20 protein-coding genes are annotated in these 19164 nt (G+C 71.7%); 9 read left to right on the top strand and 11 right to left on the bottom strand.

Annotated features, from left to right (window positions below; translation table 11 throughout):
• Window positions 1–149: 149 nt before the first annotated feature.
• The gene (locus ACWCPY_RS16575) at window positions 150–1703 is read right to left on the bottom strand and encodes a peptidoglycan recognition protein family protein (RefSeq protein ID WP_451265480.1); all 1554 of its coding nucleotides are present in this window, start codon (window positions 1701–1703) and stop codon (window positions 150–152) included.
• A gap of 217 nt (window positions 1704–1920) precedes the next feature.
• Window positions 1921–2637 carry a nitroreductase family protein gene (locus tag ACWCPY_RS16570; protein WP_451265478.1) on the bottom strand — a complete coding sequence of 239 codons (717 nt, stop codon included), beginning with the start codon at window positions 2635–2637 and terminating at the stop codon, window positions 1921–1923.
• A 227-nt stretch (window positions 2638–2864) separates the two neighbouring features.
• Here ACWCPY_RS16570 and ACWCPY_RS16565 point away from each other — a divergent pair, with 227 nt between their 5' ends.
• From ACWCPY_RS16565 to ACWCPY_RS16550, 4 genes are read left to right on the top strand one after another with little or no spacing between them, the layout of a single operon-like run.
• Window positions 2865–3098 (top strand): acyl carrier protein, encoded by a 234-nt coding sequence (locus ACWCPY_RS16565; RefSeq protein WP_403770685.1) that lies wholly within the window; start codon window positions 2865–2867, stop codon window positions 3096–3098.
• Window positions 3095–4345, top strand: coding sequence for a beta-ketoacyl-[acyl-carrier-protein] synthase family protein (locus tag ACWCPY_RS16560; protein ID WP_451265475.1), 1251 nt, complete (start codon window positions 3095–3097; stop codon window positions 4343–4345). Before ACWCPY_RS16565 ends, ACWCPY_RS16560 begins: the two co-directional genes overlap by 4 nt.
• 25 nt (window positions 4346–4370) lie before the next feature.
• Window positions 4371–5288, top strand: coding sequence for an alpha/beta fold hydrolase (locus ACWCPY_RS16555; RefSeq protein WP_451265473.1), 918 nt, complete (start codon window positions 4371–4373; stop codon window positions 5286–5288).
• A gap of 12 nt (window positions 5289–5300) precedes the next feature.
• Window positions 5301–5801 (top strand): SRPBCC family protein, encoded by a 501-nt coding sequence (locus tag ACWCPY_RS16550; RefSeq protein WP_451265471.1) that lies wholly within the window; start codon window positions 5301–5303, stop codon window positions 5799–5801.
• 43 nt (window positions 5802–5844) lie between these two features.
• Here the strand turns inward: ACWCPY_RS16550 and ACWCPY_RS16545 are convergent, their stop codons facing one another.
• The gene (locus ACWCPY_RS16545) at window positions 5845–6213 is read right to left on the bottom strand and encodes a nuclear transport factor 2 family protein (RefSeq protein ID WP_451265469.1); all 369 of its coding nucleotides are present in this window, start codon (window positions 6211–6213) and stop codon (window positions 5845–5847) included.
• A 168-nt stretch (window positions 6214–6381) separates the two neighbouring features.
• Window positions 6382–6840 (bottom strand): DUF5709 domain-containing protein, encoded by a 459-nt coding sequence (locus tag ACWCPY_RS16540; protein ID WP_451265467.1) that lies wholly within the window; start codon window positions 6838–6840, stop codon window positions 6382–6384.
• Between the two features lie 244 nt (window positions 6841–7084).
• Here ACWCPY_RS16540 and ACWCPY_RS16535 point away from each other — a divergent pair, with 244 nt between their 5' ends.
• Window positions 7085–7315, top strand: a complete 231-nt coding sequence (locus ACWCPY_RS16535) for a DUF6296 family protein (RefSeq protein ID WP_093541995.1) — start codon at window positions 7085–7087, stop codon at window positions 7313–7315.
• Window positions 7316–7360: 45 nt separating this feature from the next.
• On the opposite strand, the gene ACWCPY_RS16530 is transcribed toward ACWCPY_RS16535, so the two are convergent.
• The gene (locus ACWCPY_RS16530; RefSeq protein ID WP_451265465.1) at window positions 7361–7780 is read right to left on the bottom strand and encodes a cold-shock protein; all 420 of its coding nucleotides are present in this window, start codon (window positions 7778–7780) and stop codon (window positions 7361–7363) included.
• 129 nt (window positions 7781–7909) lie between these two features.
• The gene (locus tag ACWCPY_RS16525; RefSeq protein ID WP_451265463.1) at window positions 7910–8785 is read right to left on the bottom strand and encodes a DMT family transporter; all 876 of its coding nucleotides are present in this window, start codon (window positions 8783–8785) and stop codon (window positions 7910–7912) included.
• Window positions 8786–8960: 175 nt separating this feature from the next.
• On the opposite strand from ACWCPY_RS16525, the gene ACWCPY_RS16520 reads away from it, so the two are divergent.
• Window positions 8961–10118: a winged helix DNA-binding domain-containing protein gene (locus ACWCPY_RS16520; protein ID WP_451265461.1), complete on the top strand. Its 1158-nt coding sequence runs from the start codon at window positions 8961–8963 to the stop codon at window positions 10116–10118.
• 37 nt (window positions 10119–10155) lie between these two features.
• Here ACWCPY_RS16520 and ACWCPY_RS16515 read toward each other — a convergent pair whose 3' ends face one another.
• Window positions 10156–10998, bottom strand: coding sequence for a response regulator transcription factor (locus tag ACWCPY_RS16515; RefSeq protein WP_451265459.1), 843 nt, complete (start codon window positions 10996–10998; stop codon window positions 10156–10158).
• Window positions 10999–11113: 115 nt separating this feature from the next.
• Between ACWCPY_RS16515 and ACWCPY_RS16510 the strand changes: the two genes are divergently transcribed.
• Entirely contained in the window at window positions 11114–12790 is a 1677-nt protein-coding gene (locus ACWCPY_RS16510) for an AMP-binding protein (protein ID WP_451265457.1), read from the top strand.
• Window positions 12787–14394: an AMP-binding protein gene (locus tag ACWCPY_RS16505; protein ID WP_451265455.1), complete on the top strand. Its 1608-nt coding sequence runs from the start codon at window positions 12787–12789 to the stop codon at window positions 14392–14394. The genes ACWCPY_RS16510 and ACWCPY_RS16505 overlap by 4 nt, the downstream gene beginning before the upstream one ends.
• Before the next feature lie 22 nt (window positions 14395–14416).
• On the opposite strand, the gene ACWCPY_RS16500 is transcribed toward ACWCPY_RS16505, so the two are convergent.
• The 3 genes from ACWCPY_RS16500 to ACWCPY_RS16490 all read right to left on the bottom strand — a co-directional run bounded on the left by ACWCPY_RS16500 (window position 14417) and on the right by ACWCPY_RS16490 (window position 16024).
• On the bottom strand, window positions 14417–14638 hold the full coding sequence (locus ACWCPY_RS16500) for a hypothetical protein (RefSeq protein WP_451265453.1): 222 nt from the start codon (window positions 14636–14638) through the stop codon (window positions 14417–14419).
• Window positions 14639–14714: 76 nt separating this feature from the next.
• A complete protein-coding gene (locus tag ACWCPY_RS16495; protein ID WP_451265451.1) occupies window positions 14715–15269 on the bottom strand; it encodes a GNAT family N-acetyltransferase in 555 nt (184 codons plus the stop codon).
• A gap of 29 nt (window positions 15270–15298) precedes the next feature.
• Window positions 15299–16024: a hypothetical protein gene (locus ACWCPY_RS16490; RefSeq protein ID WP_451265526.1), complete on the bottom strand. Its 726-nt coding sequence runs from the start codon at window positions 16022–16024 to the stop codon at window positions 15299–15301.
• Window positions 16025–16291: 267 nt separating this feature from the next.
• Here ACWCPY_RS16490 and gcl point away from each other — a divergent pair, with 267 nt between their 5' ends.
• Window positions 16292–18067, top strand: coding sequence for a glyoxylate carboligase (gcl, locus tag ACWCPY_RS16485; protein WP_451265449.1), 1776 nt, complete (start codon window positions 16292–16294; stop codon window positions 18065–18067).
• Window positions 18068–18145: 78 nt separating this feature from the next.
• Here the strand turns inward: gcl and ACWCPY_RS16480 are convergent, their stop codons facing one another.
• Complete coding sequence (locus ACWCPY_RS16480) at window positions 18146–19051, bottom strand: hypothetical protein (protein WP_451265447.1); 906 nt, start codon at window positions 19049–19051, stop codon at window positions 18146–18148.
• Between the last annotated feature and the right edge of the window lie 113 nt (window positions 19052–19164).

Raw genomic sequence — 19164 nt, 5'->3', positions numbered from 1 at the left:
ACTGCAAGGAATGCGAACTACGCAGTGAGGTTAAGAACGCGCCAGGAGAAACGTCAAGGGTTTCCGGCAGGTTACCTGAACGTGACATGGCTCCCCGGAGCGGGGCGGTGCGGTCCTTGCGCGCCCGCCCCGCTCGTGGGGACGGCCGGTCAGCGCCCCGTCTGCAGTGCCGTCCAGGTGTCCGGTCCCACGATGCCGTCGGCCGTCAGCCCGCGGCCCGTCTGGTAGTCGCGCACCGCGGTCGCGGTCGCCGGGCCGAAGCTGCCGTCGATTCCCACCGTCGAGCCGAGCGCCGCGGTCAGCGAGCGCTGCAGCCGCTTCACCCCGTCGCCCGAAGCGCCCTGCTGGAGGCTCGGCGTCGTACCGGCCGAGAGCAGCGCGGTCCAGGTCCTGGCCCCCACCACGCCGTCGGCGCTCAGCCCGCGCGCCGACTGGTACGCCGTCACCGCGGTCCTCGTGGCCGGGCCGAAGCTGCCGTCCACCGCGCCGGCGTCGTAGCCCTGCTCGTTCAGCAGCTGCTGGACCGCCTTGACCTGGGCGCCCGACGAGCCGCTCTGCTGGGTCGCGTACGAGGTGAAGCTCACCCCGTCGGCGCCTTCCCCGCCGCCGGTGTCCCCGCCGACCAGCTGCATGTAGCGGGTCCAGTCCCAGTAGGGCCCCGGGTCGGTGTGGTCGTTGCCAGGTGCCTCGCTGTGCCCGATGATGTGCGCCCGGTCCTTCGGGATCCCGTAGCGGTCGCACAGGTGCTTGGTCAGTGCCGCCGACGACCGGTACATCGTGTCCGTGAACCAGGACGGGTCGTCGATGAACCCCTCGTGCTCGATGCCGAGCGCCGAGGCGTTGGCGCTCCTGGCGTGGTACGCGGTGTCGCTGTCGCGCACCATCTGGGTGATCTCGCCGTCGGAGGAGCGCACCACGTAATGGGCGCTCACCTCCGAGGCCGGGTTCTGGAACCAGCTGATGGAGCCCGCGTACGAGCCCTGCGTGACATGGACGATCACCTTGTCGATCTTCGCCGAGCGGCCCTTCGCGTAGTTGCTCGCGTTGGCGGGGACCCACAGCGCCGAGGGGTAGTCCGGGCTCTGGGTGCGTACGTCGGCGGCGGAGAGCGCCCCCTTGTGCGGGGAGACCGGACGGCTCGTCACCGAGATCCGCTCGCCGCCCGGGACGACCGCCTTCAGTCCGTCGGCCAGGAAGGTGTACACGGTGTCGGCGTACAGGGCCGCGGTCGTCCCCTGCGCGCCGCCGTACTGGGCGACGGCCGGGTACCAGGCGTCGATGTCGTCGCGGTCCCGGGCGTCGAGGCCGAGCTTGTCCGCGTAGCTGCGCAGCACCGCGGCGCCGCCCAGGATATTGGCCGCGGTGTCGGTGCGGAGCTCGGCGAGGGGCTTGCCGGTGAGGGCCGCCGCCTGTTCCAGGGACCGGTTCGTGGGGTTGCTCACCAGGTGCATCACGCCGTAGCCGTTGGCCTGGCTGGGGCGCCCGGAGTGACCGTCGAGCCGGGTCTCGCCGTAACCGACGGCGGCGAGCAGATCGCGCGGCACGTCGAACTCCGCGGCGGCCCGCGCGAACGCCCGGTTCATCGGGTGGCCGCCGTCCGCGGCGGCGAGGGCCGGCGAGCCGGTCACGGTGAGGACGGTGGCGGTGAGGGCCGCCAGGACGGATGCGCGGCCCTTTGTGTGGGCGGCGGCGCGGCTGGGCATACCTGCTCCTGCTCGGTGGGGGGCGGAGAGAGAAGGGCGGCCCCCGGACCCGAGTGGGGTGGGTCCGGGGGCCGCGAAGCCCGCTCAGGGTATCCGTCTGTTCGGGGCATGACAATCACCTCCTGTGGCGTGTCGAACCCCCTTTCACTCCAACGGAGTTGAGGTGCGAGACGACGGCCCGCCCGGTGGACGGACGGGCCGCCGACGGGTCCCGGGGCTACCAGCGGTCGCGGTGGACGACGTCCGCCACCGGGCGGCGCCGCACCGGGCCGAAGTTGCCCAGCGGCCACCCGACCGGAATGGCGGCATAGGTGTGCATGTCCTCGGGGATGCCGAGCGCTTCCTTCCACTCCTGCTCCAGCATCAGGTGCCAGATGGTGATGTTCGCGGCGAGCCCCAGGGCCCGTGCGGCGAGCAGGATGTTCTGTACGCCGGGATAGACGCAGGAGCCCTCGGCGAGAGCCTGGAAGCGCGCCCGGGTGTTCATCATGTGCTCGGTCGCGGCCGGGCCGAGTGCCTGCGCGGAGGCCAGCAGCCCCTCCTCGTCCAGGCGCGGCTCCGGGAACCGGTAGCAGGGCACGATCAGCGCCGGGGTGTCGGCGAAGTGGTCGCGCTGGTACTCGATCGCGGCGACCATCCGGCCGTACGCCGCGTCGTCCATTCCCCCGGGCGCGTACTTCCCGGTCGTCGCCAGGTAGGCGTCCACGCACCGCTTCCACAGCGGCGCCAGACCCGCCATCACCTCGCGGTCGGTCACCACCACGTACTCGTAACACTGCATGTTGCCGCCGCTGGGACCCCAGACGGCGGCCTGTATGAGCTGCTCCAGCGTCTCGTCCGGCACCGGTTCCGGCTTCAGGCGGCGCATCGCGCGCATGGTGGACATCGTCGGGAAGAGCGCGGGCCCGTCGGTCCGGGTCATGTCGATCGTCATGATCGCGGAGTGTACGGGCCGGTCATCGGCGGCGGGAGGCGCGTCGGGCCGCCGAGAACCACTGAATTCGCACACCTGGACGTCCGCCCACCGCACGGGGGAACGCGGATCGGAATCACCTTCGCGAAGGCGTATATATGGTTCCTCCGGACCAGCCGGCGTCCCCCGATGGCACTCACACCTCACGCGGCAGGGCGTCACCGCGTACGAGAGCGCAGGAGCGCCGCATGAGCACGGCAGATGAGATCAACACCTTGCTGGTGGCGAACTTCGGCACCGATCCGCTCGCCATCCGGCCCGAGGTGTCGCTCCGTCACCTCAGCCTGGATTCACTGGCGCTGGAGGAACTGCGGCTGCTCATCGAGGACCGGATGGGCGTCGATCTGGACGACGTCCAGCTGAGCTCGCGGGACACCGTCGGCCAGCTCGTCGACGCGGTGCACCGCAAGGCCGCCGCGTGACGGGCCGCCCGTACCGCGCCGAGCCGTTCGCCGCCGCCGTCACCGGGATCGGCATGGTCACCGCCGCGGGCACCGGGGCCGAGGCGAGCTGGCGCACGGTCTGTGAGGCGTCGACCGCGCCGTCGGTCCCGCACCGGCCCGAACTCCACGGCCTGCCCTGCGACTTCATGTACACCATCACCGGCCTCGACCCGCGGGCGCTGCTCGGGGTGGCGACCGCGCGGCTGATGGACCGCTTCTCGCAACTGGCCGTCATCGCGGCCCGCGAGGCCGTCGCCGACGCAGGACTCGACCCCTCGGTCTGGGACGGCGGACGGGTCGCCGTCGTCATCGGCTCCGCCCACGGCGGACTGCCGTTCTACGACGAACAGCACACCCTCCTCACCGAGCGCGGCGCGCGCCGGGTCTCCCCGAAACTCGCCCCGCTCACCGTCGTCAACGGCGCGGCCAGCAGTGTCGCCACCGACCTCGGCGCCCTCGGCCCGAGCCAGGCCGTCTCCACCGCCTGCTCCTCCGGCACCGTCGCCATCGGCACCGCCCATCAGATGCTCCGCACCGGGGCCTGCGACATCGTCGTCGCGGGCGGCGCCGAATCGGTCTGCTCCCGGCTGCTGATCGCCAGCGCCTGCCAGCTCAAGGCCGTCTCCACCCGGCGCGACGACCCCGAGGCGGCCTGCCGCCCGTTCGACACGCACCGGGACGGCTTCGTCGTGGGCGAGGGCGCCGGCCTCCTGGTGCTGGAACGGCCGGAGCACGCCCGGGCCCGCGGCGCCACCGTCCGCGCGCACATCGCGGGATACGGCGCCTCCAGCGACGCCTACTCCGCCGTCGCACCCGACCCCGAGGGCCTGGGCATCGAACGGGCATTGCGCTCCGCGCTCGCGGACGCCGGGGTCGGAGCCCGGGACATCGGCCATGTCAACGCCCACGGCACCTCGACAATCTCCAACGACCTCATCGAGGCGACCATGCTGCGCCGGGTCCTCGGCGAGCACCCCCTGGTCACCTCGACGAAGGCGATGACCGGACACACCCTGGGCGCCGCCGGCGGCATCGAGACCGCGCTGACCGTGCTGGCGCTCCAGCACCGGCTCGTACCGCCCACCGTGAACCTCGACGCCCCCGACCCCGCGATCCCCATCGAAGTGGTGAGCAAGGAGGCCCGGCCGGGAGCGTTCGACGCGGCCGTCAAGACCTCCCTCGGTTTCGGCGGACACAACGCCGCACTCGTTCTCACCAGGGCCTGACCCGGAAACCAAGAGGCACCGAACCATGGCCGACGAGATCATCCGGACCCTGTCGGTGGACGGGCTGCGCTACGGCTACCGGGTCCTGACGCAGCCCTCGCCGCACACCGAGCCGGTCATCGTTCTCGGCGGCGCGCTCCAGGGGATGTACGGCTGGCCGCAGATGGACGACCACCTGGGGCCGCTCGCCTCCGTGGTCACCGCCGACCTGCCCGGCATGGGCGGCGCGGACCCGCTGCCGCCCGGTGCGGGCGACGACGTCCTGCACGCAGCCGTCACCGGGATCATCGACGATCTGAACGTGCCGAGGGCCAACCTCTTCGGTTTCTCCTACGGCACCTCGATCGCATTCGGCTGCGCGCGGCAGCATCCCGGCCGGATCGCCCGGCTGATGCTGGGCGGAGTCCCCGCCCACATCACCGAGGAGCAGCGGGTGCGGTGGAGCCGCGCCGTCGACCGGCTGGAGACCGGCGACCTGGAGGGGCTGGCCGGCCTGGCCGCCGGGGTGCTGATGTGCCAGGACCCCGAACGCACGGTCCACCGAGGTGAGTTGGCGCGGCGCTATGTGCGGCGCTCGTTCCTGTACGCCCTCACCCATTCCCCGCACGCCGCGCAGTCGCTGCACCGGGCGCTGTGCCACCGGCCGGACTTCTCCGGCGGACTGACCGGCGTGCCGGCCCTGGTCTTCGCGGGCGAGCACGACACGGTGACCTCGCCCGAGCGGCAGCGGGCGTTCGCCGCCACGATCGAGGGAAGCAGATTCCTCACGATCGGGGAGTCCGACCACTGGGTGGTCCTGGAGCGCCCGGACGACGTCGCGGACCTCGCGGCCCGGTTCTTCACCGACCGCCCGCTGGAGCCGGCGCCCGGGCTGTCGGCAGTCCCGGCGCAGTCACGGGCGTCGCGGTCACCGGCCGGAGCGGGTTTCGCCGACACCCCGTAGGAAGGAACCGTCATGGACAGGCCCGAGTTCGTCTACGCCCTCTACATCCAGACCAGTGCCGAGAAGCTCTACCACGCGCTGACCGACGCCGAGCTCATCAAGATCTACATGGGCGGTTACGGCCCCGAATCGACCTGGGAACCCGGCGCACCGGTCCGCTGGAAGATGGACCCGGACGGCGAGTTCGAGGAGGTCGGCCAGCGGGTCCTGGAGGCGGAGCCCGGCAGGCGGCTCTCGTACACCTGGCACACCCTCCAGCCCATGCACCGCCAGATGTTCGACTTCGCCTCGGACGAGGAGTGGGACAGGGCCGTGCAGGAACGGTCGAAGGTCGCCTTCGACATCGAGCCGGCCGAGGAACCCGAGCTGGGAATCAAACTGACGCTCACCCATGACGGGTTCGACAGCCCCGACAGCAGGATGCTGGAGGGCGTCAGCGGCGGCTGGGTGGCGATCCTCTCGACGCTCAAGACCCTTCTGGAGGGCGGCAGGTTCCTCGACGAGCCGGCCTGAGGCGGGTGGTGCCGGGTCCCGCCCCAGGCATCCCGGCGGACCTTCAGGCGCCGGGGACCCGGTCGAGGAAGCCGCTGACCGAGGAGATGCGTCCGTCCTCGGCGAGGGTGGCCACGTCCGACCCGGCGACGGGCGCCGAACCGTCGGCGGTGGAGACCAGTTCCCAGCTGAAGCGCACGAGGTCGTGGTGCCCGTCCGGCGCGCCGGTGATCCGGAACTCGAAGCCGGGGAACTGCTGGTGGACGCCGCCGATCACAGCCGCGAGCTCCTCGTGACCGCTCACATCGGCCAGCGGGTCGGTGTACGTGGCGTCCTCGGTGAAGGCGGCGGCGACGGCCTTCTCCAGCTCCTCGGAGGCGGTCGCGTTCCAGGCGGCGAAGTACTGCTGCACGGCGTTCTCGTATGCGGTCATCGGGCTGTTCCTCTCCTCGCGTCCCGGCCTTCGGGCCGGGCCCTCGTGGGCTCGTGAGGAACACGATGTCCGACGGAGTCAAAGGCGTCGATTACCTCGGAAGTCATGGTTCGGGCGGGGCGGGGCGGTTCGCGCGGGGCCGTGCGACCGGTGCCGGGGTCCGTCGTCTCAGACCTGGCCGTCCGACACCACGTGCATGGCCGCCTCCTCGGCGGATGCGCCGGCCCCGTCGATCCCGACGTCCTCGCCCGCCATGGTGTCCGGCTCGTCGATGTCCAGCTGCCGGGTGAGCCGGCCGGCGCGCACCGTACCGACCTCCGCGTCCCAGAGCTCGCCGTCACCGCCGGGCAGATCCCCCACGCCGTCGCCGTTCCCGTCGGCTTCGGGGGAGTCGGGGAGTTCACGGGCCAGGCGGCCGTCCAGCGACTCGCCGTCGTGCTGTTCGGCGGCGGTGGTGCCCCGGTCCTCCACCGCCCATGGGCGCTCGGGCGGGGAGTAGCCCTCGTCGAGTGCGTCGGTCAGCCCCCGGTTGTCCAGGGTGTCCTGGACGTCGAGCTGCTCGGCGAGGTCCGAGGCCTCCGGCTGCTGGGGCTGGTAGACATCGTCTCCCCTGTCGGCATCCATCATGGTGTGTCCCTTCCCGGTCTCGGGGATCCCGGGCGTGCATGCCGCGCACACGACTCGGGAGAAAGGGGGCTATTCATGCGGTATGCACCCGAGTGCTGTTGAACCGCCCGTATGGGTTCAGGATAAGTGGGCCGGGCATGAGTCCGCAGCCGTGGGCCGCTGCTCGGGCGCCGAGGGCCGGTCGGGGGGACCATGGAAGGTGCGGGAGGAACATGCCCCGCCCCATCCGCATCGGAGAACGGCCATGGATTACCCGGAGAGCTACCAGTTGGTATTTCAGGCGTCCGCCGTGGAGGACGACACGGTGACCGTCCGGCGCACGGAACAGTCGGGAGCCGGCGGCTTCCCGATCTACGAGGACGAGACCGGAATCGTGCGCGCGGAGATCAGCGACCGGGGCGAGGTGCGCATGCTGGCCAGCGGCGGACACCAGGTCCTCGGCACCCCGCTGGTGGTGCGGGAGCCGAGCGGCTGAACAGGCGGCCGGCCCGGCTCCGGAGCCTCAGTACCCCCGGGGTGCTCAGCCCTCGGTCCAGCCGTGGTTCTTGGCGAACTGCAGCAGCCCGCGCCGGATCTGGAGGATCTGCGCACCCGTCAGCGACGGTGCGGACTCCAGCAGCACGTCGGTCACGTCCCTGGTGTACTCGGCCGCGCTGAGCACATCGCACAGGGTGTCGTCGTCCGGTCCTCCGGAAACGGTGATGGTCCTCGGAGGGGTCAGTGGCTTCCCGTCGGGCCCTTCGGCGAGCCGGACGGACGACGCCTTCAGCCCGCGGTCACCGTCCTCGATCTCGAACTCGACCGCCGTACCCGTGTGTACGTAGGACTCGGGGATCAGCATGTCGTTCACATGGAGGAAGACGTCCTCACCCCCGTGTTCGGGCGCGATGAAGCCGTATCCCCGAGCTCCGTCGAACCGCACCACACGACCAGAAACCACACCGACCCCCAGAAGAAGAACCGGGCCCCTTGCCCGTACGCCACACATGGCTCGACCGGAGAATAGCGTCGAGCGAGGGGTGGCGCGACCCGGTCGGGAGCAAGTCACCCCTACCCGGACCGGGCCGGCTCACCTGACCCGGCGTGCGGGCGGGGCGGCGTTCCCGGCCGCCAGCGGGGAACGGGCCAGTTCCACGCAGCCGGCCGCGATGAGGACGAGCGCGACCAGCTCGGGCAGCACCCACCAGCCGGTACGCAGCTCCTCGCCGAACAGCGTCACCCCGTACGCCACGCTGATCAGCGCGTCCCCGAGGGTCAGCATCGGCTGGACGGCGACCAGTGTGCCCGCCTGGAGGGCGTTCTGGAGCAGGAACAGCGCGCCCACGCCGGCCGCCGCGGTGGCGTAGAGCTGCCAGGACGTCATCAGTGCCACCGCTCCACCGCCCCCTTCGAGCCGTGCCATGGCGTCCTTCATGAGCGCCGCCGTCAGGGCGTACCCGCAGGCGGCGGCGAGGCCGAGCAGCGCGCCCCGGGTGTTGCCGCGGCTCTTCAGGGCCGCGGCGATCAGAGCGGCCTCGAAGAGTCCGGTCAGGATCAGCGCGGGGACCCAGGCCGCCCACTGCACGGAGGTGCTGCCGCCGCCGGGGGCCGCCGAGGCCATGCCCAGGGCCAGCCCGACGGTCACGGCCACCACCCCGTACCAGACCCGCCGGGGCAGCCGGACGCGCATCACGAACGCCGCCATCAGCAGGGTGGCGGGCAGTTCGATGACGAAGATCGGCTGGACCACGGCGATCGGTCCGGTGGCCAGCGCCACGGCCTGGCAGACGGCCGCGACCACCACCAGGCCGATCCCGGCGAGCCACATCCGCTGGCGCAGCAGATGCCCGATCAGCGACAGACGCATCGCCTCGCTCTCGGGGACGGTGCGGGCGGCCCGGCGCTGGAGCACGGAGGCGGTGCCGTTGCTGAGCGCGGTGAGGACGGCGAACAGGACGCTGATCACCGCCCCATGATGCGGGCGGTCGCCCCGCGATCCCGGGTCCCGCGCCACGGCGGCATGGCGGGGCGTACGGACCGGGCCCGATTCCCGAAACGACCGGGGCCCGACTCCCGGTACGGACCGGGCCCGATTCCCGATGCGGACCGAAGCTGTCCGCGACGGCACGTAGCGTGCGTCCATGGCCGTCACCAGGAACCCCGCCGCACCCGCCGTGCTCTCCCGCCGCGCCCTGAACCGCGCCACGCTGGAGCGCCAGCTGCTGCTGCGCCGGACCGCGATGTCCGCGAAGGACGCCGTGGAGCACCTGGTCGGCCTCCAGGCACAGAACACCAAGCCGCCCTACTACCAGCTCTGCGCCCGCCTCGACGGCTTCGATCCGGCGGAGCTCGCCGGGCTGATGGAGTCCCGCGAGGTGGTCCGTATCGTCACGCTGCGGTCCACCATCCATACGCACACCGCCGCCGACGCGCTCACCCTGCGTCCGCTCGTCCAGGCGGCGCGCGACCGGGAGCTCAACATCTTCCGCAGGGGGCTGGTCGGGGTGGACCTGGACCGGCTCACCTCGATGAGCAGGACCTTCGTCGAGGAGCGGCCCCGCACGCCCAAGGAGATCCGCGAGGAGCTGCTCGCCGAGTGGCCGGACGCCGACCCGCAGGCCCTGGGCGTGGCCGCCCGCTGCCTGCTGCCGCTGGTCCAGGTGACCCCGCGCGGGGTGTGGGGGAGGAGCGGCCGGGTCGCGCTGACCACCGCCGAGCACTGGCTGGGCGCCCCGTCCGCGCCGGTTCCCGCGCCCGACGCCGCGGTGCTGCGCTATCTCGCTGCCTTCGGGCCGGCCTCGGTGAAGGACATGCAGACGTGGGCCGGGCTGACCCGGCTGCGGGAGGTGTTCGAGCGGCTGCGGCCGGAGCTGGTCACCTTCCGGGACGAGAACGGGGCCGAACTCTTCGACCTGCCGGACGCGCCGCGCCCGGACGAGGACACCCCGGCCCCGCCGCGCTTCCTGCCCGAGTTCGACAATGTGCTGCTCGGCCACGCCGACCGCACCCGCGTGATCCCGCCGCGGTTCCACGGGCGCAACGGCAACGGCAACCAGGCGTACGGCACGGTGCTCGTCGACGGGTTCCTCGCGGCGGTCTGGCGGCTGGGCGACGGCGACGGACGCCCGGGTCCCGGGTCGGTGTCGCTCACCGTGCAGCCGCTGGGCGGGCTCGGCCGGGCGGAGCGCGACGCGGTCACGGAGGAGGCCGTACGGATGCTCTCGGTCATGGGGACGGCAGCAGGAGGCACCGACGGCCACGACATCCGGTTCGCGGCCTTCGTCGACTTCGGGGAGTGAGCCCCCACCGACCTTCGGGGAGGAGCGAGAGGCCCTACTACGGCAGCAGCCCCGCGCGCCGGGCCGCCACCACCGCCTCCAGGCGGGTGTGCGCCCCCAGCTTGCGCATCGCCGAACGCAGATAGCCCTTCACCGTCTCCGGCCGCACCCCGAGCCGCTCCGCCGCCACCGCGTTCGTCGCTCCCGCCGCCACGCAGGCCAGCACATCCAGCTCGCGCGGTGCCAGCTGCACCTCGCAGGGCTTCGGCGAACGGGTCCCGGCCGCCGAGGCGAGCCGCCCGCACACCGCGAGCAGCTCGTCCCGCAACGCCGGGTCGACGACCTTCGGGACCAGGGCCCGCAGCTCGCGGTGGGCCTCGCGGACGTCCTCCCACGCCTCCGGTGCCGCCCTCGGATCGGTGACCTGATCCCGGGTCACCGCCAGCAGCTGCTGCACCTCGTCCCGCACCACCAGGGCCTGCTCCACATCGCGGGCGGCGGCGACCGCCGCGTCGAACGTACGGTCCCCGAGCGTGATCGGCTCGCGCAGCGCCCCGTACACCACCCCGCGCACCTTGCGCCGCACCACGACGGGGACCGCGACCACCGAGCGCAGGCCCTCCGCCGCGACCGCCAGGTCGTACTCGTGGCTGATGTGGCGCGAGGAGTGGTAGTCGGTCACCGCGCACGGCCGGGACAGCGCGATCGCCTTGCCGCCGAGCCCGCTGCCCGCCGAGATGACGAGCCCGCGCAGGGCGGTGGTCTGCGCCCCGTTCAGCTCGGCGATCCGGGCATGCCGGGCATCGGCGAGCAGCCCGCCGAAGGCCACCGGCAGCCCACTGGTCCGGCGCAGCCGCAATAGCGCTGTCTGCATCTCGACCGCATCGACGGATTCCGGCACCCTGACGCCTCCCTGCCCGGCTCCCCTCGCAGCACCCCCGTTCGGGGGTGGTGAGACCTGGGTCACTGTTTACATGATGTTAAGTGACCGGTCCGGTCCGCAATGAGGAGGGCACATGTCGGCAACCAGCGCGACGGAGACGTTCCGGGCCGCCCGGGACTTTCTGCTGAAGCACCGCGAGGACTACCACGCGGCCTACGAGGGCTTCAGCTGGCCCAGGACCGACCATTTCAACTGGGCACTCGACTGGTTCGACGTCATCGCGGAGAACAACGACCGCACCGCCCTGCACATCGTGGAGGAGGACGGCGGCCGCACCGAGGTCTCCTTCGCCCGGATGTCCGCCCGGTCCAACCAGGCCGCGAACTGGCTGCGCGCCCAGGGCGTGCGCGCCGGGGACCGCATCCTCGTCATGCTCGGCAACCAGGTCGAGCTGTGGGAGACCGCCCTCGCCGCGATGAAGCTGCGCGCCGTGGTCATCCCCGCCACCCCGCTGCTCGGCCCGGTCGACCTGCGCGACCGGGTGGAGCGCGGCCGCGTCCGGCACGTCCTGGTCCGGGACACCGACGCCGCGAAGTTCGACGAGGTGCCCGGCGGCTACTCCCGGTTCGCCGTCGGCGCGGAGGTGCCCGGCTGGCTGTCGTACGCCGGGGCCGACGAGCAGCCGGAGACCTTCGCGGCGGACCGGGAGACCGACGCCGACGAGCCGCTGATGCTCTACTTCACCTCCGGCACGACCGCCAGCCCCAAGCTCGTCGAGCACACCCATGTCTCCTACCCCGTGGGCCACTTGTCGACGATGTACTGGATCGGCCTCAAGCCCGGGGACGTCCACCTCAACATCTCCTCGCCCGGCTGGGCCAAGCACGCCTGGTCGAACCTCTTCGCGCCCTGGAGCGCCGAGGCGACCGTCTTCATCTTCAACTACACCCGCTTCGACGCGGGCCGGCTGATGGCCGAGATGGACCGCTCGGGCGTCACCAGCTTCTGTGCCCCGCCCACCGTCTGGCGGATGCTGATCCAGGCCGACCTCTCCCAGCTGAAGACCCCGCCGCGCGAGGTCGTCGCGGCCGGTGAGCCGCTGAACCCGGAGGTCATCGAGACGGTGCGGCGCACCTGGGGGGTCACCATCCGGGACGGCTTCGGCCAGACCGAGACCGCCGTCCAGGTCGCCAACACCCCGGGCCAGCTGCTGAAGGCCGGTTCGATGGGGCGGCCCAGCCCCGGCTTCAAGGTCGAGCTCCTGGACCCGGTCACCGGTGAGCCCGGCGCGGCCGAGGGCGAGATCTCCCTCGATCTGTCCGGCCGCCCGGTCGGCCTGATGACCGGCTACCACGGCGACCCGGACCGCACGGCCGAGGCCATGGCCGGCGGCTACTACCGCACCGGCGACATCGGCTCGCGCGACGCGGACGGCTACATCACCTATGTCGGCCGCGCCGACGACGTGTTCAAGGCCTCCGACTACAAGATCTCGCCGTTCGAGCTGGAGAGCGCCCTGCTGGAGCACGAGGCGGTCGCCGAGGCCGCCGTCGTCCCCGCCCCCGACCCGGTCCGGCTCGCCGTCCCCAAGGCGTACATCGTGCTCGCGGAGGGCTGGGAGCCCGGCCCGGACACGGCGAAGGCGCTGTTCGAGCACTCCCGGTCGGTCCTCGCCCCGTACAAGCGGGTCCGCAAACTGGAGTTCGCCGAGCTGCCCAAGACCGTCTCCGGCAAGATCCGCCGCATCGAACTGCGCGAGCGCACCGCCCAGGGCGCCGGCACCGAGTACGACGAGGGTGATCTGCGATGAGCGAGCTCTCCTACGCGCACGGCACCGGCACCACGCCCCTGCTCGGCGACACCATCGGACGCAATCTGGACCGCGCGATCGAGGCGTTCGGCGACCGCGAGGCGCTCGTGGACGTCGCGTCGGGGCGGCGCTGGACCTACACCGAATTCGGTACGGCGGTCGACGAGCTGGCCCGCGCCCTGATGGCATCGGGCGTGGCCAAGGGGGACCGGGTCGGCATCTGGGCGGTCAACTGCCCGGAGTGGGTGCTCGTGCAGTACGCCACCGCCCGCATCGGAGCCGTGATGGTCAACATCAACCCGGCGTACCGGTCGCACGAGCTGGCGTACGTACTGAAGCAGGCCGGGATCTCGCTCCTGGTCTCCTCGCTCGCGCACCGCACCAGCGACTACCGCGCCCTGGTCGGCCAGGTCCGCGCCGACTGCCCCGCGCTGCGCGCCGTGCACTACATCGGCGACCCGTCCTGGGAGGAACTGCTGGCCGCCGCCGGATCGGTGACGCGGGAACAGCTCGCCGCGCGGGAAGCCGAACTGTCCTGCGACGACCCGATCAACATCCAGTACACCTCCGGCACCACCGGCTTCCCCAAGGGCGCCACCCTCTCCCACCACAACATCCTCAACAACGGGTACTTCGTGGGGGAGCAGGTCGCCTACACGGAACAGGACCGGATCTGTCTGCCCGTCCCCTTCTACCACTGCTTCGGCATGGTCATGGGGAACCTGGGCGCCACCTCGCACGGTGCCTGCATCGTGATCCCGGCCCCCGCCTTCGAGGCCGCCACCGTGCTCGCCGCCGTGCAGCAGGAGCGCTGCACCTCGCTCTACGGCGTCCCGACCATGTTCATCGCGGAACTGAACCTCCCCGACTTCGCCGCGTACGACCTCTCCTCGCTGCGCACCGGCATCATGGCCGGATCGCCCTGCCCGGTCGAGGTGATGAAGCGGGTCGTCGCCGAGATGCACATGGACGAGGTGTCGATCTGCTACGGCATGACGGAGACCTCGCCGGTCTCCACCCAGACCCGCCGCGACGACGACCTGGAGCGCCGCACCGGCACCGTCGGCCGCGTGATGCCGCACATCGAGGTCAAGGTCGTCGACCCGGTGACCGGGGTGACCCTGGAGCGCGGCGTGCCGGGCGAACTCCGCACCCGTGGCTACAGCGTGATGCTGGGCTACTGGGAGCAGCCGGAGCGGACCGCCGAGGTCTTGGACGCCGGCCGCTGGATGCACACCGGCGACCTCGCGGTGATGCGCGAGGACGGATACGTACAGATAGTCGGCCGGATCAAGGACATGATCATCCGCGGTGGCGAGAACGTCTATCCGCGGGAGATCGAGGAATTCCTCTACGGCCACCCGAAGATCGCCGATGTGCAGGTGGTGGGCGTACCGGACGACACCTACGGTGAGGAGATCCTGGCCTGTGTCATCCCGAGGGACGCGGCGGACCCGCCGACCCTGGACGAGGTGACGGCCTTCTGCCGCGAGCAGCTGGCGCACTACAAGATCCCCCGGCAGCTGCGGATCCTGGAGGCCTTCCCGATGACGGTCAGCGGGAAGGTCCGGAAGATCGAACTGCGGGAGGGCTACGGGCAGTAGGACCCGATCGCCCCGGGCGTCGTCAGGCGGCCTCGATGATGTCGCCGGTGGCGCCCCGGGTCGCGGCCGCCCATTCGAGCAGCAGCACCTCGTAGGCGGCGGACTCCACGGAGGACCAGTCCTGGCCGGCCTGCGCGTCCACGAACGCCCGTATCGCCTCGTTCGCCCGGGCGGCGGACGGGGGTACCGGCCGGGACGTGCGCGGCCGGGTACGGGATGGGGTGTGCCGTGGAGTTAAAGCCATGACCACAACCTTAAGGCCCGCCACTGACAGCGGCCGAACATTTGTGGCCCCCTGGCCCGAACGTGACCGATTGCACTCACTGTTGCCGGTCGGCTCCGGTGAGCTGCCGGGGGTGCCCGGTGTGCGGGACTTCGCGTCGCATGCAGACCCTCGGCCAGTGGTCCAGGCCGTGTTCGGCCTCCTGCGCCCTGATCTTCCGCAGCCCGTCGGTGAGTTCGGATTCGTCGAGGGTGCGGAAGCCGAGGCGGGCGTAGTACGCCGCGTTCCAGGGGACGTGGGAGAAGGTCGTGAGCGTCAGCGCGCCCAGCCCCTGTTCGCCCGCCCAGCCGGCGAGGTGGTCGATGAGCGTGCTGCCGATGCCGCGCCGTGCGGCGGACGGATGCACGGAGACCTGCTCGATGTGGGCCGCGCCGTCGACCCGGTCCGCGATCAGATAGCCGACCGGGTGGTCCTCGGGGTCCGCGGCCACCCAGGCGCGGCCGCCCCGGCGGTACTCCTCCAGCAGGCCGAGCGGCGGCGGGTCGTCGTCCGCGATCACGGACATGCCCAGGGTGCGGAACGGTTCGCCGGCGGCGCGCTCGATGTCCTGGAGCAGCGGAAGGTCGGTGCGGCGGGCGGTACGGATGCGCATACGGCCAGTATGTCGCTCCGGGGCGCCGCTCAGGCGCCGGTGCTGAGCAGCTCGTCGGCCGGGCTGTTGACCGGCCGCGGCGTTCCCGCCGGATCCAGCGCGAAGAGCGGCATGCCCAGACCGTCCGCGCGCGCCGCGGCGTCCGGCGCGTACCCCGGGAGCGAGAAGAGGACGCCGGTGACCGAGGCGCTGAGCGCGTGGAGCCAGAGGCACTCGACATCGCGCGGGGTGGTCGGGCGGGTGGCCGTGTCGACCCGGGCCACCAGCCCGGCGGCCCGCAGGTCTATCCGGGCGGGCGAGGGCTCCGGGGGCCGCACCACGTCGTGGTAGCCCAGCCAGCTCAGATAGCGGGCCGCGGTCGCGAGCGCGTCGCCCGTGCTGTGGATGGCGACGGCCGGGAACGCGGGCCGGGGCGCCGGTGCCGTGCGCGGCAGCGGGATGTGCGAGGGTCCGGCGGGCCGGGAGCCGTCCTCGGGTGCGGGGCCGCCGCCGTCCGCCGCGGGCCGGACCGGGACGCGCAGCACCGTGCCGCACGGGCAGCACAGCTCCGGCTGCGGCCACTGGTCCAGCCGCCCGCAGGCGGGACAGCGCACCGCCACCCAGTCGTCGTTCCAGGTGCGGTGGGTGACCGGGGCGAGCGGGGCGCCGCGCAGCACGGGCGGGGCGGTCGGCGCCCCGCACGGGCAGGGGTAGGAAGGCGGGCTGTACGCGTGGTCGCGGCCGCAGGCCGGGCAGCGTACCGGCACCGACTCCACCATGATCGCCCTCCGGCTCCGCTCCAAACCCCCATCGTCCACCAAGCGGGAGGTCCCGGGGAGGGAGTTGGCGTACTTCGTGGACCGGCGCGCGCACCAGGGCCCGACCGGCGGCCGGGTGCGCCGTCTCTTGACGGTCGCCGGGGCTCGCTTTAGATTGACTTCCGTATAACAGAATCAAATTTCCGTAATACGGAATTGGCGCTCTCAGGTGGCGCGACAGAGCCCGAATCCACCAGGTCCGAGCAGGAGCACTCAATGCCTCGAATGACCGCTGCCCGAGCGGCAGTTGAGATCCTCAAGCGCGAAGGCGTCAGCAACGCGTTCGGTGTGCCGGGCGCGGCGATCAACCCCTTCTACGCGGCCCTCAAGGCCTCCGGCGGGGTTCATCACACGCTCGCCCGTCACGTCGAGGGCGCCTCCCACATGGCGGAGGGATACACCCGGGCACGCCCGGGGAACATCGGCGTCTGCATCGGTACCTCGGGACCGGCCGGCACCGACATGATCACCGGCCTGTACTCCGCCATCGCCGACTCCATCCCGATCCTCTGCATCACCGGCCAGGCCCCGACCGCCGTGCTCCACAAGGAGGACTTCCAGGCGGTCGACATCGCCTCGATCGCGGCGCCCGTCACCAAGGCCGCGACGACCGTCCTCGAAGCCGCCCAGGTCCCCGGCATCTTCCAGCGGGCCTTCCACCTGATGCGCACCGGCCGTCCCGGCCCGGTCCTCATCGATCTGCCCATCGACGTCCAGCTCACCGAGATCGAGTTCGACCCCGACCTGTACGAGCCGCTGCCGGTGCACAAGCCCGCCGCGACCCGCAAGCAGATCGAGCGGGCCCTGGAGATGCTGAACGCCTCCGAGCGTCCGCTGCTCGTCGCGGGCGGCGGCATCATCAACGCCGACGCATCCGGACTCCTCGTCGAGTTCGCCGAACTGACCGGCGTCCCGGTCGTCCCGACCCTGATGGGCTGGGGCATCATCGCCGACGACCACGAGCTGAACGCGGGCATGGTCGGCCTGCAGACCTCGCACCGCTACGGCAACGCGAACTTCCTGGAGTCCGACTTCGTCCTCGGCATCGGCAACCGCTGGGCCAACCGCCACACCGGCAGGCTGGACGTCTACACACAGGGCCGCACCTTCGTCCACGTGGACATCGAGCCCACCCAGATCGGCAAGATCTTCGCCCCCGACCTCGGCATCGCCTCCGACGCCAAGGCGGCGCTGGAGCTGTTCGTCGAGGTGGCGCGCGAGCTGAAGGCGGCCGGCCGGCTCAAGGACCGCTCCGAGTGGGCCGCGTCCACGCAGGAGCGCAGGGCGACCCTCCAGCGGCGCACCCACTTCGACAACGTGCCGCTGAAGCCGCAGCGGGTGTACGAGGAGATGAACCGGGCGTTCGGCCCCGAGACCCGGTACGTCACCACGATCGGCCTGTCCCAGATCGCCGGCGCGCAGATGCTGCACGTGTACCGGCCGCGCCACTGGATCAACTGCGGCCAGGCGGGCCCGCTCGGCTGGACCATCCCGGCCGCGCTGGGCGTCGCCACGGCCGACCCGGACGGCTCCGTCGTCGCGCTCTCGGGCGACTACGACTTCCAGTTCATGCTGGAGGAGCTGGCGGTCGGCGCGCAGCACCGCATCCCGTACGTCCACGTCCTGGTGAACAACTCCTACCTGGGGCTGATCCGCCAGGCCCAGCGCAACTTCGACATCGACTTCCAGGTCAATCTGGAGTTCGAGAACCTCAACTCGCCGGAGATCGGCGTCTACGGCGTCGACCACGTCAAGGTCGTCGAGGGACTGGGCTGCAAGGCGATCCGCGTCACCGAGCCGGACCGGCTGCTGCCGGCCTTCGAGGAGGCGAAGAAGCTGGCCGCGGAGTTCCGGGTGCCGGTGGTGGTCGAGGCGATCCTGGAGCGCGTCACGAACATCGCGATGAGCGGAACGGACATCGCGTCCGTCAACGAGTTCGAGGACATCGCGACGGAGCCGTCCCACGCGCCGACCGCGATCCGCCCGCTCGCGGCGTCCTGACGGCCCGCCGACCGGTCCGTGGTCCCCGCCCCGGGCTCCCGGGGCGGGGACCACGGGCACACCGCGCCCCCGGAGCGGTCAGAGCACCCGAGCGAGAGGTGCCACCGTCTCCCAGTGCTTGAGATATTCCAGCGCGGCATGGGGATCGACGTTGGCGTTCTTCACCAGGTGCGTGCGCTCCAGCACGTCATCCGTCTCCGGGAACAGCGTCCTGAGCCGGAGGGTGGAGACGATGTAGTCGTCGCGGTCGGCGACATTCACCCAGCGTTCGAGCCCGTCCGGGGTGCGCAGCGGCTGGGGACGCAGCCGTTCCCGGATGATCGAGCGCAGACCCAGGGGCGAACCGAAGGTGACGAGCAGCGGCAGCGGCCGGCCGAGCCGGTGCAGGGCCTCGTAGGCGACGACCGTGCCGAGCGAGTGCGCCATCACCGCCCTGGTGTCCGCCGTCACCCGGGACAGGACCGACTCGATCGCCCGTTCGCGTACCGACTCGTCGTCGAGGTAGGCGGCCACCTGACCCAGATGGAAGACGCCGGTGCTGCTGAGCGCGGCGAAACCGGAGCGGGCGACCGGGCCGAGCCTCCCCAGCATGGCGACGACCAGCCTGACCGGGGCGTACGGACCCTGCTCGGGGCCGGCCTCCACGCGCAGTTCGGCCAGGTCGCGGGCGGCTTCGGCGCTGTCCGCCGGGTCCGAGGCGTGCCGCTGGATGTTGTCCATGATGTTCTCGCCGACCGCTCCGCCGGTGAGCGCCATCCCTTCGGGGAACGGCACGTCCCAGTCGTCCTGCGGGACGTAGGGCGCGAAGAGACCGCGGTAATGGGCCATGGCCACCGATGTCGATCCCTCGTCGAGTCGGTCGGCCTGCTCCTGACAGCCGTGGGCGCGCAGGGTGCGCGTCAGCGCGCCCACCCACTCCGTCCTCAGCTGTTCCTCGGTCTCGTCCTCGGGACCGATGCCGTGCACCATGACCAGCTCAGCCATGCGTCTCCCGCCACTCCGCGTCCGTGCTGCCCACGTACGCACCGTCGCTCCACCGCCAGGACGAACGGCGGGCACCGTCAGTTCCTCAACGCACCGCACTGCTCGCCTGGTTG

It is taken from the genome of Streptomyces sp. NPDC002403, from assembly GCF_053593015.1.
The sequence above is the reverse complement of the archived record's forward strand: the minus strand, read 5'-3'. Positions and strand labels throughout refer to the sequence as shown.

Excerpts from the sequence above, each read along its gene's own strand:
- ACWCPY_RS16510 (WP_451265457.1), top strand. The coding sequence starts at position 11,114 with ATGTCGGCAACCAGCGCGACGGAGACGTTCCGGGCCGCCCGGGACTTT.
- ACWCPY_RS16540 (WP_451265467.1), bottom strand. The coding sequence starts at position 6,840 with ATGATGGATGCCGACAGGGGAGACGATGTCTACCAGCCCCAGCAGCCG.
- ACWCPY_RS16505 (WP_451265455.1), top strand. The coding sequence starts at position 12,787 with ATGAGCGAGCTCTCCTACGCGCACGGCACCGGCACCACGCCCCTGCTC.
- ACWCPY_RS16480 (WP_451265447.1), bottom strand. The coding sequence starts at position 19,051 with ATGGCTGAGCTGGTCATGGTGCACGGCATCGGTCCCGAGGACGAGACC.
- ACWCPY_RS16575 (WP_451265480.1), bottom strand. The coding sequence starts at position 1,703 with ATGCCCAGCCGCGCCGCCGCCCACACAAAGGGCCGCGCATCCGTCCTG.
- ACWCPY_RS16570 (WP_451265478.1), bottom strand. The coding sequence starts at position 2,637 with ATGACGATCGACATGACCCGGACCGACGGGCCCGCGCTCTTCCCGACG.
- ACWCPY_RS16535 (WP_093541995.1), top strand. The coding sequence starts at position 7,085 with ATGGATTACCCGGAGAGCTACCAGTTGGTATTTCAGGCGTCCGCCGTG.
- ACWCPY_RS16500 (WP_451265453.1), bottom strand. The coding sequence starts at position 14,638 with ATGGCTTTAACTCCACGGCACACCCCATCCCGTACCCGGCCGCGCACG.
- ACWCPY_RS16555 (WP_451265473.1), top strand. The coding sequence starts at position 4,371 with ATGGCCGACGAGATCATCCGGACCCTGTCGGTGGACGGGCTGCGCTAC.
- ACWCPY_RS16565 (WP_403770685.1), top strand. The coding sequence starts at position 2,865 with ATGAGCACGGCAGATGAGATCAACACCTTGCTGGTGGCGAACTTCGGC.
- ACWCPY_RS16550 (WP_451265471.1), top strand. The coding sequence starts at position 5,301 with ATGGACAGGCCCGAGTTCGTCTACGCCCTCTACATCCAGACCAGTGCC.
- ACWCPY_RS16495 (WP_451265451.1), bottom strand. The coding sequence starts at position 15,269 with ATGCGCATCCGTACCGCCCGCCGCACCGACCTTCCGCTGCTCCAGGAC.
- ACWCPY_RS16520 (WP_451265461.1), top strand. The coding sequence starts at position 8,961 with ATGGCCGTCACCAGGAACCCCGCCGCACCCGCCGTGCTCTCCCGCCGC.
- ACWCPY_RS16545 (WP_451265469.1), bottom strand. The coding sequence starts at position 6,213 with ATGACCGCATACGAGAACGCCGTGCAGCAGTACTTCGCCGCCTGGAAC.
- gcl (WP_451265449.1), top strand. The coding sequence starts at position 16,292 with ATGACCGCTGCCCGAGCGGCAGTTGAGATCCTCAAGCGCGAAGGCGTC.